The sequence below is a fragment of the Rhizobium sp. BK098 genome (assembly GCF_014193155.1).
Lineage (GTDB): Bacteria > Pseudomonadota > Alphaproteobacteria > Rhizobiales > Rhizobiaceae > Rhizobium.
Map to the genome: position 1 here is coordinate 54,960 of NZ_JACHYY010000004.1, position 13,732 is coordinate 68,691.

A 13,732-nucleotide genomic window follows, 5' to 3' on the forward strand; every position below is an offset into this window, starting at 1 on the left:
CTACTGCCGTCGGAACTGCCATACCGATATGTAGCTTTATACCGCTCAAATACCGAGCGTGTTAAGCCAGTCGCCGAAGGTGGATGTCTCCGTCATCTGCGGTAGATGATCGACCTTGCATTCGCCTGTATGCCTGCGGACTTCGCTTGGGCTATAGCCGAATTCGTGTGTGAAGGCCCGGCTGAAGTTAGCTGCTGATTCAAAGCCGAGATTACCTGCTATATCTGCAATTTTCTGACCGTTGCTCAGGTCGGCAAGTGCTGCGCGTGCAGCCAGAAGTCTTCGTCTTCTCACATAGTTCAACACACCACCCGATGTCTGGAACAGTTCATAAAGCCGGGTTCGGGAGATTGCCAATTCACGGCTCAATGCTTCAGGGGTTAGATCCGCCGATCCGAGATTGTTCTGAATAAAGCGACGAGCTTTCGTCATCAGGCCGATCTCGGAGCTGCGATCGCCGGTCGTGTGGCCGTTCACCAGCGGTGCGACACTATGAAATATCATTTCCTGCAGTTGGTTGCGTACACTGTGCAGGTCGTCTTTTGTCAAACGGTCGAGGTTTGCTTCAAGAAAAGCAATGTAGTCAGCCAGCAACTTGACGCGCTCACCCCCCAGGACGATGTTGTTGCTTGCTCCAGGCAGTCCGCCGTGATCGGCAAACAGATCGCAAGGCAGGATAAGGGAGACAGATTGCGCGCTTATGGTGCGGCCGTAGAACGGGCAGCCAAGTGCCCGGATTTCCATCATGCCAGGCTCATTTTCGACCACATGTCCGTTGACGCTGGTCCATGTTCTGCCCGTGCGCAAAAAGGTGATCTGCCAATGATCTATGGCGCTAAAGCGTACTTTTTCTGCGGGGCGCTCATAACGGAAAGCCGGCGTTTGCTGCTGAACGAGAAGTGCCCCTTCCAGATTCCATACGGTTTGGCTCGCAGCAAAGCCATCAGCGGCCTCGGCGCTCTCGGGAAGATAAGCATCGATCAAAGGCGCCATATGCTTCCGCCAAGCCGGGAATTGCTGGTTGGGAGCCTCATTGGACGTGGAAAACGGCAGCGACACGAGTACCGGCAGGTCTGTAGCGTTGCCGCAAAGGGGAGCATCGGAAATGCGGGGCCAGCGGCGCCTTTCGACAAGGGTCGGTTGTTCGGAGCTGGTCCCCGTTTTATCCCACATCATCGTAATAGCCTTTCGACGAAGCATTCCAACTCGATTGGCGGTCGCCGCATTGTTCTGGCAACGGGCGGATGAAAGGGAGTGATGGACGGCCAAAATAGATCGCGCGGGGATAGTATAGATCTTGCATATCTAAGATATTCCCCCATCGTCGCAAAACAGCCCGAATTTCAGTCCATCCGAGCGTCCGCCGGTTGGCGGACTGACTGAAGGGACGTGATTGGATCACGTCTTGAGAAAATGATTCTGCCCTGCGATGCGCCTTGGCCAGCGAACTAAAGAAGTCTGTGGATGTCTGAGTCAAGGCTCTGTGCATCCATCGAATATCGCGCCAAGCTATATTCATCGCAGGCAGCATTGTTGCAGTTCCTCGCCGGAAGGCTGTAGGGAAATTAAGCAGATTTCGTTAATATTTTCAAGATATTTATAGAAGTTGCTTAAATATTTTCAGCTGAAATACACGAGTGAAACTTGCAAAGGAGAGTAAACTTATGAGTTTTTGGAAGAACTCTTACAATCTGAATACTGGCAATCGAAAAATTGCTATTTCCGTGCCTGTAATACTTGCGATTGCAATTTCGGCAGGAATGGTTGCAAACGCAAATGCAGCCGAGAACCTGCATGTAAAAAATAAGACGGTTCAGCTGTATATGAAGAAGTATCAAAAGAACGACGTCGTCTTCTACAGTGGAAGATCGCTTGCCAACACCACTTCGATTTCCGCTGAGGACTACTTCAAGGGCTCTCCCTATATCTGTACGCCAAGCGGATTTGGAAGAACGTCGCATTGCTACAATCGCGGCGCGTTCTAAGGTGAGCCAACGACTGTCGCGTGGTATGCGCGGCAAAGAATAGGGGCATTCCCTGGATGGTGGTTCGACGGAACAAGTGGGGACGCGTACCGCCCGCTATCCAAGAAAAGCCCCTATGTGAGTATTCGACTTCAACCGGGCAGATGACTGCGAACATAATCGCCCCGTCGTAGTTTCAGAACTTCGTCATCATGTTTGATCGGATTATGACGGAACACATACCATTTTCCGCCTGATGCTCGTTTCTGATAGATGATCCCAGCCTTCTCGCGATGCAGGAAGCAGGACACATTGGATGCTGCACTTTTCTTGCTGTGCCAGACAGCGCTCATGCAGAGTCTACCGCGATCGGTCGCATACCACGTGCCCTTTGCATAGGATTTTCGAGCGCCCGTGTGCGACCAGGCCGTAAATCGGCGGTGATGGCGGGAGAAGAAGCCGGCCCCGTCTTTCCATATCCAGGAGCGTCCTGCGTAGAGCTTTTTGAGTTCCCTCGCACTCATCGGCATGGCTTGGTGGGCCGCATGCGCCGTCATTCGATCGATATGACGATGCGTCGCCGCGTTCGCGGTGCCGGCCAGCAGCATCGCGAACATGGTATTCAGGATGATGAAACGGAACCAGGACATATACTTATCCTCCACCTTTCATCGCGGTCAGTTCAGCAGGGGCGGTGTGGCGACCCGCCAGTCCGGCCTGCCCAGACCGTCCGGCCAGGGGTAGACTTCACGATCGTTGAAATAAACTACTGCCTGCAGGTTAGGGAATTCGGAGTGCGGCTTGTTGGCTTCCTCGGCCCATCCATGAACATAGGCCTCGTTGCCCTGATAGCCCAACTCCGCGATCACGATCGGCTTCTTGAAGCGCTTCACACGGTCATAGCCGGGCTTGGTTGCTTCCACGAAGGTCGAATCCCGCCCGAGCTTGCGTAGATCGAACGGTTGGTAACCGAACACCGACAATCCGACGACGTCGACGAATGAATCACCGGGGTAGTAGGCTTCGAGCCCATCCTTGCCCATCGGCGACCACATGTACTTTGCCGTGGGAAGGCTCTTGCGGCAGACGGTGACCGCGTGCTTATAGGCTTTCACGTAGTCGTCCGCCTTCCAATAGGCCCAGGTGAACTGTCCGTTCTTCTCGTCCATTTCCTGAGCCCAGCGAATGGTGACGGGCGTATTGAGCTTGGCGGCCGCGGAGCAGATCGCCGTCATGTTGGAATCGTAGTGACCCGCCAGAATTCCACTGAGGAGATCGGCTGGTGTGACCCGCCAGTTGCGGGCCCATGACCAGGGCTCGACCGTGATCAGCAGCGAGCGCCCGCGCTTGCGGGCATATTCGTCTGCCGTGCTCAGCGTCGACAGATCGACATCTTCCCAAGGCAGGAAGAGGTGCTCGATCTTTGGATTGGGGTCATTGGAAAAATCCCCGTTGGGATCATAGGCACCCCCCGGTAGCGATTGGGGAGTGATAATCGGCCTCTTGTCATTGAAGAGCGGCCGGGTCTCGGCCCTTGCATCCAAGCCGTTGCTGGCAGCATATACGCCCCCGCAGAGGGCGCCAGCCGCAAGCAAAGCCGTCGTTAGTTTCGATAGGGTTTTCATCGCATTGCCTCCTTCCTCTATTCGGTCTTGCGGACGGTTAAAGAGGTCTTCAAGGCCTCCAGTCGTTGTGAGACCAGATCATCGGCGATGAGGTTTGTTGCCTCATCGGTTTTCTCGGTAGTGGGATGGCGAAACACAATCCATGCTCCGCCAGTCTCGCGTTTCTGATAGATCGTTCCATCGAAGATGCGATGAACGAAGCAGGTCTTGGCCGGAAACTGGCCGCTTGCGGCATGCCAGGTTGCCTCCAGACACAGCCGGCCGGTGTCTGTTATAGCCCAGCGGCCTTCAGCCCAGGATTGTCCACCGGTTCCGTCAACCCAGGCTGAGAACCGACGGTCGGTATTCTGCATTCGGCCGGCGCCATCGGGCCAGCGCCAGCTCTTGTCGTGATAGAGCATGTAGAGTTCAGCCGCCGTCATGGGCCTTGCGCCGTCCGGCACCTTGGTGGTAGTCGCGGCTACGGCCGCATTGCTCGCCGTCGCAAGCCCGAGAACGATCGCGCATGCCAGCGATGCTGCGGCGAGGAGGGAGGTCTGTTTCCTTGATGGTTTCATATTATTTCTCCCGTGTTTGTGATTGGCGAGCCTTGGCGCGTCTGCCCTCAAGGCTCGCTGCCGGTCTCGCCGTCTGGCAATGTCTCGCAGGTTACCCTGCGTGCTTGCCGACTTACCTATGGCGCAGATGCGAGCGCCGGTCCGACGGGCATGGCTTCGTTCCGCCAGCGCGCTGAGATCCTGCTCAGTTTCCATAACAGCCATTTTCATCTGCGTTCCGCCATAGTGTCCCTATGAAACTCAATTGTCCGTGTCGCTCACGTGCCAGTGCGGATTGAGCACCATTCTGTGCAGTCCGCGACCGCCAATTCCAGCACCTGCCACCGAAAAGCGAGTATCGAACAATACGTAGCCGTCGGTGTCCCAAATCAATGATTGTGCTCCGGCGCGGCCGTGCTCCATGATGCCGAAAAATGGCAGGGCAGTCAGAGCAATCAGACCGCTTGCGAGCGCCGGCCGGTAAAAGCGCCTGCTCGCGCTGAGCGTATTTTCACGCGCATGCTGAACGATGATGACCAGCAGCAGTAAAGTGTAGATGGTGGCATTCATCGTCGCGAAGATATAGAAGCCGCTGCTCTCTTCCGCAGCACTGACAAATAGAACCGGCAGGATCGAGACAAAAGAGAGCATGGCATAGGGTGCAAGAACTCTGAATGGCAGAGGATCGACGTCCGATGTACCCTTCGGAGTGACGCGGAAATCCACGAATGTTCCAGTCGTCCAATCGCGAATGGCAGCGAGAGAACCCATAAGCGCCCATGGCCAGCGAGCAAACAGGAACAACGTCATTTCCCAGCTCAGAATACTCGCATCGACCGGTCTGAACGTATACGTACTGCGCCAGCGGTAGGCGAACAGGATCAGCAGAATGGACTGCGGCACGAAATGCAGCAAAAAGTCAGGATATGACACATCGACGAAGGTCTTTCCTATAGTAAGCGCGATGATCGGCATAATGAACATCAGCGCCATGAAGAGAGAAAAGAGGGAATACCAGAGCTGCGAAAACAGGAACTGTATTCTGAGACGTAGCGGCAGCCGTTTGATCAAGCTTGGCGAATATTGCAGCAGGATCATCATGAGACTGCGCGACCATTGAAACTCCTGGGTGATGAGATCGGCGAAAGTGCGTGGACCGTCGCCATGAGCAATGGCATCGAGCGCGTGAATGCCACGCCAGCCATAGGCATTCATCATTAGCGTGGTGGAGTGGTCCTCCGCCAGTTCAGGTCCCAGCCCGCCAATGCTCTTGAGGGCCTTGGTGCGGACGGCATAGTGCGAACCGATGCAAAGCGGTGACAGCCCATGATTGAACCCGGCCTGAAGCGATCCATGCATGCTGGCTTCCGCATAGAGGCGGCCGCGAGCCGCCCAGCTCTCATGGGCATTCTGGTCGCAAATGCTCGGCGCGGACACATAGCCGACTGCCGGGTCGGCAAAGGGCCGAAGCATCTGGAAAAGATAGCCTTGTTCGGGCACATGGTCGGCATCGAGCTGCACGACGAAATCATAGCCTTCATAGCCATAGTGATCGTAAAAGAAGGCAAGATTGCCTTCCTTGCAGCGTGTGCGCCGCGGCCATGTCTGGCGGTGATAATCTTCCCGCCCTTTCCGGGTGGAAATCTGGACGCCATATTTGCGGCACCAATCCCGCGTCGAGGGCGATGGATCTTCATCTGCCAGCCAGCTGTCGTGGGTCACTGCCTGTGCCAGCATGGCATCCAACGTGCGGGCTACCACCGAAAAGGGCTCCGATGGTGCTTTGGTCACCACCATGGCGATGCGACTGCCGGCGGGAAGCCGCAATTCACCCGTCGGCTTTTCGGCCCGGAAGAAGACGATGATGAAATAGGCCGGAATGATCGTCACCCAGGCGAGCACCAGGGTCACCAATATCGACCCGAGAGCGTCGACATGGTGCGCGGGCGCGAACCACCAGCTCCAGAAATAGCCGAGTGCAGCGAGCCACAACGCGGCGCACACAACATATTCTACGCGCTTGCGACCTTGCAGCACCGGCGTCATCAACGCCCGGTCCTTCATCGCTTGAGCTCGTGTTCGGATCGATGTCATCCTCGCATCTCCAGCCCGAAGAAGGGAGCTGCAGTCCGGATGATCGTGTCGATATCCGAATGCAGAGCGCGGAAGCCGAGCTTCTCGGCAGCAAGATCCGAAGCGGCATAAAGGGTAGGCGGATCGCCCGGCCGCCGCCTGTGCATGGCGACAGGAACCTGGCGCCCGCAAACGCGCTCGATCGCGCCGACAATTTCCTTGATTGACGTGCCGCGGCCGCTTCCCAGATTGACGGCAAGATTGCTTCCGCCAGCCAGCAGATATTCGACCGCCAGGACATGCGCCTTGGCAAGATCCAGCACATGGATATAGTCGCGCACACACGTGCCGTCCGGCGTGTCGTAATCGTCGCCGTAGACTTCCAAGGTTTCGGTCGTTCCGGCCGCCGCCAGCAATGCACGGGGAATGAGATGCGTTTCGGGATTATGCCACTCGCCGAGTTCCTGTTCCGGATCGGCGCCAGAGGCGTTGAAGTAACGCAGCGCCACATAGGAAAGGCCATAGGCTGCCGAATAGTCGGCCAGCATATGTTCGGCAATCAGCTTGGTTCTGCCGTAGGGATTTATCGGCTGAGGCGTCTCGCATTCGCGGATTGGCAGATGGGCGGGAATTCCGTAGATCGCACAGCTCGATGAAAAGATCAGTTTGTCCGCGCCCGTGCGGCGGCACGCCTCCAGAACTGACAGTGTGCCGCTCACATTATTGGCATAGTATTTTGCGGGATTTTCAACGGACTCTCCGACATAGGCGGAGGCAGCGAAATGGATGATTGCTGCAGGCCCGTGCTCCTCGATTGTCTCGGCAAGATGGGATGTGTCGAGAATATCTCCTTCCACAAACGGTCCCCAGCGCACGGAGGTCAGGTGGCCCGTCGAGAGATTGTCATAGACAACCGGCTCGAAGCCTTGGTGATGGAGGAGTTTCGCGGTGTGGCTGCCGATGAAGCCGGCGCCACCCACGACGAGTATTTTTTTCTTGCCCATCACGCAACCTCGAAAAGTTCGCTGCTCGCACGTACCAACTGACGTTCGAAATACGCGATGGTGGACTTCAATCCATCCGCCAGCGCGATGGACGGTTCCCATCCCAACTCGCGCTGCGCCACGGTGATATCGGGCCGCCGCTGGCGGGGATCGTCGATTGGCAAGGGCTTATGGACTATCTTCGACTTGGAGCCGGTAATCGCGATGACCTGTTCGGCAAGATCGCGCACGGTAAATTCCGCCGGATTGCCGAGATTGACGGGCGTATGGATGGTCGTTTGGTCGGCCATCAGGCGAATGAAGCCCTCGATCAGGTCGGCGACATAGCAGAAGGAGCGCGTCTGGGAGCCGTCGCCATAGACGGTGATATCCTCACCCTTGAGCGCCTGCACGATGAAATTGGAAACAACGCGGCCATCGTCGGGACGCATGCGCGGTCCATAGGTGTTGAAGATGCGCGCGATCCTGATGTCTACGCCGTGGCGAGCGTGAAAGTCACGGAAAAGCGTTTCAGCGGAGCGTTTGCCTTCATCGTAGCACGAGCGAGGGCCGAAGGAATTGACGTTACCCCAATAGTTTTCCGGCTGCGGATGCACTTGGGGGTCGCCGTAGATTTCCGAGGTCGAGGCCTGGAAAATGCGCGCTTGATGATATGTGGCCAGCTCCAGCAAGTTGAGCGAGCCGAAAACGCATGTTTTCATCGTACGGATCGGATCGGCCTGATAGTGCGGCGGAGATGCCGGGCAGGCCAGATTGTAGATTTCGTCGACAGGTAGATCGAGTGATGCGATGACGTCGTGGCGGATGAAACTGAACGTCTCGTAACGAAGCAGATGCCATAGATTGTCCATCCGCCCGGTTGAAAAATCATCCGCGCATATGACTTCATGACCATCCTGCAAAAGTCGATCGCAAAGATGTGAGCCAAGGAAGCCCGCACCTCCTGCAACGAGAATTGTACGTCTTTTAGTGTTGTTGAGTGTTATATTTGTAGATTTGAACGCTATGCCCATCAAACCCTCCCGATAATTTAGACACGACACAGTATTCAGGGGGAGGAGAACTTTCCTCCGTCCTGTGAAAGACTTTTTACAACAAGTAATTATTGTTGCAATTTCTGGTTATCTTTTACAAAAAATTAATAATTCTGTCGTTATCAGGGAATGCGGAAGCTTTACATTCTGTCCATTTTTATCACATGGAACAAAAATAATAGGCTCAAGTAATGTGTGGCAAGCGTAACGCATATTTTACTATTTTAACTAAGATTTGCTGTAATATATGCCCATGATGCCGGTAGGTCGGCGTTTTTAACTAGCCAAATCAAGAAATCAATAAGAGTAAGTGGTAGCTAACCGAGATTGCTCGAGACAGACGCAGACAGCAGCTTGTTTCACGACGCGGCTCGGCATCGAGCTTTCGACAGTGGCGATGGCGCACCTAAATAAGAGGGGTGGCTGTTCGATTGCTAAGGAGCGTCGCGATCTTTCAGACTGGCCTTCCGCTTGGGTCTTTGATTTAACGCATGTCGTGATCGCAAAACCGCTGCCCACTTGCGCGACCTGGTTCAGGTCAGTCGCAGATCCAGACGCGGATGCAGTTTTTTCAAGTTCGGTAATGATTTCATCTGCCAGGGAATTTGCGAGGAGCCACATACTGTGAGGTGAATATCCGGATGTTTGCGTGCTTCTATGGTCAGTTTGGCAAGCAGGTTGATGCCTGAAGAATTCAAGAATTGCAGACCTGTCAGATCGAAAGTCGCTTTGCCTCCACTTCCATGAAGGACTGACCTGGCCAGCTCATAGACCGGTGCATAGGCATCGGGACCGGCCATGCGCATGGTGCCGTCAAAATATAGGGTACTGCCTTCGGACCAGATGCGAAATGCTTCTTCTTTTATTTCCATAAAGGGCCTCTCGCGGGTTCACGCCGATGGTATCGCCATGGCGGCATAGGTTTGGAGTTTGACCCGCTTGTGCGGACCATCCTCGTCGAAATGCCAGGCCAACTGAACCTGGTAGTCGCTCATCAATGTCAAAAGTCCTAGCCCCGACGCGTTGCCGCCGGCAAGAACGCTTGTTTCAATCTGTTCTATGAGGAGATCGCCGGGATCGCCAGTGGTAACCCTCAATAATAATTGTTGGAAGCGCGCCATCGCTTCGCGGTCGATCAAGTTCATAATCCGCATCCGGAAACAATGGCCATCCCTCAATGCCTCGATAAGGATCTCGCCCGAGGCGCGGAATTTGATCGAATTTTCGATGAGTTCGTTGGTCACATAACCAATGTCGTGCCGCACCGACTTATATTGTCGCTCGGAAGAGCGGAAGCCGAGCGCTATCGTCTCCGCGATAAAGTCGGATGTCATGGCCGAATGGCGCCATGCCAGATGCAGCGGCCCGTCGAATAGTCGTATGCGAAGAGCGTTGGTGGCATCGAACGAAGCCAGGCGTTCCTCGCCGAAAATTGCTGTCGTCATTTCCTCACCTGTGCCGCATCACCACAAGGGTAATATCGTCATGGATCTTGTGGGTCCCGATATAAGCCATCAAGTCGTCGAGTATGCCTGCGACGACTTCCTGCGCAGTCCCGCCATGCAGGCGGCGGGCGTCCTCCAAAAGCCTGTCGAAGCCAAACAGCTCTCCTTTCGAATTCTCCGCTTCCGTGACGCCATCGGTATGCAGCACAACCATGTCGCCCTTCTCGAAGGGCACTTGCCGCGTATCGATAAAGGGAGCGATATCAGGCTCAAGACCGACCGGAAGGCCGAGATCGCCCGTATCTATCCGCTCCACCTTGCCATCCTGGCGAATGATGATCATGTCTTCGTGCTGACCGGATATCGTCAATCTCTCGCCGTCGTAATCGAGGAACGACAAGGTAATATGCTTGTCGGTCCGGGTCCGTTCGATGTTCTTGAAGATCGTCCGATTGAGATCGGTCAGGAATTTTGCCGGGTCCATCTCACCCGCCTCCTGCAGGGCGCGGGCAATCGACTGGACCATCAGCATCAGCACCCCGCTTTCCAGCCCATGGCCGGTCACGTCACCGATGCCGATTTTCAGGTTCTTTCCGTTCTGCAGAACATCATAGTAGTCGCCGCCGACTTCATCTGCCGGGCGCATGTAGGCGGCGATCTCCAGATTGTTGATTGCCGTCAGTTCCTTGGCCCGCGGCAAGACCATGAGCTGGATCTGCCTGGCGACGTTGAGTTCCGCACCCAGCCGCAGGTTTTCGTTCTTGAGTTGGTTATTGAGGGTTGAGATCTCTTCCTTGGCCGCCTCGATCTCGCTGGTCCGATCCGAAACGAGCTTTTCGAGGTTTTCGGTGTGGAAGCTGATATCCTCCGCCATCCTGTTGAAAGCGATACCGGCATCCCCAACTTCATCCCTGGTCGAAATATCGACCCTAACCGAATAATCCTTCGCCTGTATGCGCTTTGCGGCGCTCGCCAGCGCGCTGATGCCGCTGGTGACGCGTTTCGAGGCCGCAAAGACCGCCGCCGTGACGATCATCAGAGACACGAGAACGGCCATGATCTGATAGAGCAGAATGCGGTTGGTCGCCCGCGATATTTCATCCTTGGCGGCGATGAGCGAGGCGTAGATCTCGCGCTCGGGCACCACGATCCCGAGCGACATGACCTCGCTCTTGACCGGTCCGTCCACCCAGAGATTGGTCGGGCGCAATTGCTTGACGACCGCGAGATAAGGAACGTCCTCTCCCTGTTCGCGGAGGCTGATGTGCTGGATCACGCCGTCGGCGTCGAGCGGAAGCTTGGTAATGGCCGCTTGCGTGCTGTTGCGCAAGGATCGGTCGAGGCCGGTAACCCCCTTGGCGGCGGCATCGTTGGCGGCGCGCAAGCCGATGACCTTTTCGCCTACGGGATTGATTGCAACCACATTCCCATTCGACATGGCAAGAAAGCCGAAGCCGGTTTGAGCGACTTTCACATGTTCGACGATCTCGGCAAGCTGTGTGAGTGTAATATCTGCGCCGGCCGCACCGGCCACCTGATGCCTATCGGGCGTCCAGAGCGGATGGAAAAAGCTGACGATCAGCTTGCCGGTGATAGCGTCGGTATAGGGAGCCGTCTGGGTGATGTAATCGGCAACGGGGCGGGATGAGGGGTTGGAGGCCCATTGCTGCCAGGATTCGTATAGGCCTGGAAAGAAGAATGTCCAAAAATCGGAGCTGTTGTGACCGGGATAGAGCCGGTCAAAGGTCTGCGCTTGCGTCGTATAGGGAGCAGTCCGGAAAATCGGACGCTCCCTCGGGCCGATATAATACATCTGCAGCTTCGACGCGCCGTTGTGCAGCAAGGAAGGAGCAACCAGATCGAGCACCGCGCTCCATTCTATGTCTGCCTGAACCTGAGGCAGGGGATGGTGATCCTTATCAAGCAGGTAACCCCAGACGCTGACGACCGAGGGTGTGCCGGGCAGGTTTTGTGACCACTGGCCGGCTTGGTCGTAGGTCACAGTTACAGCGCCTGGCGACGCTCTGCTCATAGCAGCACCGACATCGAGACTCCGCGCCGGATTGTCGATCTGTCCCTGCAGCACGCCCGCCAGCGCCTTCACATCGGAATGGACCTGGTCGATCAGCAAACCGACCTCTGCGGCGGTCGAATCCGCATAGGAGCCGATATAATCCTGGCTCGCTTTCTCGAGACCTTGTCCCACTTCCATCGTGGCGTTGCGCGATAGGCGCTGGACGTTCCATAAAGCAAGGCCGCCGCTGACGAGCAGGTCGAAGAGAACGGCTCCCCCGACGACGAGGAGAAACTTGGCGCGAAATGAGCGCAATCCGAGCCGTTGCTTGGCGATTGGCGCGTCCGTCATAGCGGTTTCTGTCCCGAAGAAGCCCAGATCGGCCAGCCCGCATAGCCTCTTGGGTGGAGCGCGGCAAAAATATGATCGGCGAAACCTTGCTTGAATCGCTCGATAAATGCGGCCGAATCCCCTCTTCTGACCGCCATTTCATCGGCATAGACATTCTGCCATGCCGTGATGATGTCAGCGAAATCCTGAGGATCGCCATCGAGATTCGTGACCATGAAGCTTTCCATGCGCACATCCTTGAAGCCGGCATCCAGTAGCATGCGGCGCCCCTTGGGGCCCATCTCGACATCCATATCGAAATGCGCGAACAGTTTCGCGACCTCGTTATAGGTCCATTGAATGCTCTCGGCTCTGGGCTCACCAAGACAATGGGAGTTCTTCTCGTTGGTGATGTAGACCCTGCCGCCTGGCTTGCATATGCGATAGAGTTCGCGAAGCAGAACATCCGGGCGGTCGAAGATCTGCAACGAGTGCCTGCAGGTCACGAAATCGAACTGGTCGCTCTCGAACAGCATCTGGGATGCATCGCCATAGGTATATTCGATGTCGTGGACATTGAAATCCTCCGCCACCTTGCGGGCATATTCCAGGCTGGGGATCGAATGGTCGAGGGCAACGATCCGCGCGGGTTTGAAATCCTTCCGCAGCAGCATGGCGAAATCGCCGATGCCGCAGCAGATGTCGGCGATATGCAAACCCTCTCGAAGGCCGTGCCGCGGCAATATCTCGCGCTCGTGACGCCAGGTCATCTTCGTCTGGGTTCGCAGGATCGGGATGAAGCTCTGATTCTCCACGAATGTCTGCCCGGGATAGAAGGCGGAATCATAGATCTCGACGATAATGTTGGGTGACAGATCGCTCAAATGGCGAAACAGTCGCGATGCCCATGCAACGACACTGGAAGCTACGACCGTCAGTTTGAGATCCGGCCTCGATCGCGTGGCATCGAGCAGGACACGCGTCAGGGCACGGAACGCCGTATTGTTCATGTGGATGACGCGTTTCAGATTGACGTAGCAGACGCCGTTCACCGTTTCGATGCCGTTGCGCAACAGGGCGAGATCATCGGCAAGCTCGGCAACTGAATGTGGCCTCAGAACTCCGGATAGAGAGAATTCTTGATTGTTGGCATCGAATTGCGCTGTGAAACGGCCAGAGGAGCGGTTGTTCAATTGAGTAGCCTTTCGAGAGCGAGGTCTACCACGAAAGTCGTTGTTCCCTTATCCCGAATGGACAGCTCGATGTCGGCATCGTAATTGACGGCAAGGCCGAGGAGGATCGCCTGCTCGGCACCCGCGGTGTCGTCGGTGATGACATCGAGATAGTTTGCGAGCGCCTGGCCGCTTCTAATGCGCTGGACGATGGTTTCATACAAATTGCGCTGCTCGGCCGAGCAGGGAAAGGCCAGTTCGATCCGCTCGATCGAGCCATTCCGGTAGACGCGAAAGGTAAGGGTACCGGTGCTTTCTCTGGTGTGGAACGACATTTCGAAAAGCTCGTTCAGGGCTGCCGAAAGCAGGTTCGCATGACGGATGGGATCGTGCCGATCGTGGCTGACCATGCGAGCCACGTAAGAGGCACATTGATCGCAATTCGACCAGTCTGCCACAAGGGTCGCCATCTCCATTTCCAGTTCAAGCAATGGCTCGAAAGCCGCGTCCACCTGCACCCGCATGGTATCCTCTC

The 13,732-nt window shown here is 55.9% G+C and carries 13 protein-coding genes; 1 reads left to right on the forward strand and 12 read right to left on the reverse strand.

All coding sequences use genetic code 11. The features are described from left to right. Positions 1–45 precede the first annotated feature (45 nt). Positions 46–1,176: an AraC family transcriptional regulator gene (locus FHT73_RS12285; RefSeq protein ID WP_112400099.1), complete on the reverse strand. Its 1,131-nt coding sequence runs from the start codon at positions 1,174–1,176 to the stop codon at positions 46–48. Positions 1,177–1,664: 488 nt separating this feature from the next. Between FHT73_RS12285 and FHT73_RS12290 the strand changes: the two genes are divergently transcribed. After that, on the forward strand, positions 1,665–1,985 hold the full coding sequence (locus FHT73_RS12290; RefSeq protein ID WP_112400100.1) for a hypothetical protein: 321 nt from the start codon (positions 1,665–1,667) through the stop codon (positions 1,983–1,985). Positions 1,986–2,116: 131 nt separating this feature from the next. Here the strand turns inward: FHT73_RS12290 and FHT73_RS12295 are convergent, their stop codons facing one another. From FHT73_RS12295 to FHT73_RS12345, 11 genes are all read right to left on the reverse strand, one after another. Continuing rightward, on the reverse strand, positions 2,117–2,581 hold the full coding sequence (locus FHT73_RS12295; RefSeq protein ID WP_246712100.1) for a DUF995 domain-containing protein: 465 nt from the start codon (positions 2,579–2,581) through the stop codon (positions 2,117–2,119). Between the two features lie 60 nt (positions 2,582–2,641). Continuing rightward, positions 2,642–3,589: a glycosyl hydrolase gene (locus FHT73_RS12300; RefSeq protein ID WP_112611156.1), complete on the reverse strand. Its 948-nt coding sequence runs from the start codon at positions 3,587–3,589 to the stop codon at positions 2,642–2,644. Positions 3,590–3,606: 17 nt separating this feature from the next. After that, entirely contained in the window at positions 3,607–4,146 is a 540-nt protein-coding gene (locus tag FHT73_RS12305) for a DUF995 domain-containing protein (protein ID WP_183711925.1), read from the reverse strand. A gap of 240 nt (positions 4,147–4,386) precedes the next feature. After that, positions 4,387–6,219, reverse strand: coding sequence for a glycosyltransferase family 2 protein (locus tag FHT73_RS12310; protein WP_183711927.1), 1,833 nt, complete (start codon positions 6,217–6,219; stop codon positions 4,387–4,389). Continuing rightward, complete coding sequence (gene galE / locus FHT73_RS12315) at positions 6,216–7,202, reverse strand: UDP-glucose 4-epimerase GalE (RefSeq protein WP_183711929.1); 987 nt, start codon at positions 7,200–7,202, stop codon at positions 6,216–6,218. The genes FHT73_RS12310 and galE overlap by 4 nt, the downstream gene beginning before the upstream one ends. Beyond that, positions 7,202–8,215 (reverse strand): UDP-glucuronic acid decarboxylase family protein, encoded by a 1,014-nt coding sequence (locus tag FHT73_RS12320; protein WP_112611162.1) that lies wholly within the window; start codon positions 8,213–8,215, stop codon positions 7,202–7,204. The genes galE and FHT73_RS12320 overlap by 1 nt, the downstream gene beginning before the upstream one ends. 554 nt (positions 8,216–8,769) lie before the next feature. Continuing rightward, entirely contained in the window at positions 8,770–9,108 is a 339-nt protein-coding gene (locus FHT73_RS12325; RefSeq protein WP_183711931.1) for a hypothetical protein, read from the reverse strand. An 18-nt stretch (positions 9,109–9,126) separates the two neighbouring features. Beyond that, complete coding sequence (locus FHT73_RS12330) at positions 9,127–9,681, reverse strand: ATP-binding protein (RefSeq protein ID WP_183711933.1); 555 nt, start codon at positions 9,679–9,681, stop codon at positions 9,127–9,129. 4 nt (positions 9,682–9,685) lie between these two features. After that, complete coding sequence (locus tag FHT73_RS12335) at positions 9,686–12,046, reverse strand: SpoIIE family protein phosphatase (protein ID WP_112611164.1); 2,361 nt, start codon at positions 12,044–12,046, stop codon at positions 9,686–9,688. Continuing rightward, positions 12,043–13,218 (reverse strand): class I SAM-dependent methyltransferase, encoded by a 1,176-nt coding sequence (locus FHT73_RS12340; protein WP_015343793.1) that lies wholly within the window; start codon positions 13,216–13,218, stop codon positions 12,043–12,045. Before FHT73_RS12340 ends, FHT73_RS12335 begins: the two co-directional genes overlap by 4 nt. Beyond that, on the reverse strand, positions 13,215–13,721 hold the full coding sequence (locus FHT73_RS12345) for a ubiquinone biosynthesis methyltransferase UbiE (RefSeq protein WP_112611168.1): 507 nt from the start codon (positions 13,719–13,721) through the stop codon (positions 13,215–13,217). Before FHT73_RS12345 ends, FHT73_RS12340 begins: the two co-directional genes overlap by 4 nt. Positions 13,722–13,732: the final 11 nt, after the last annotated feature.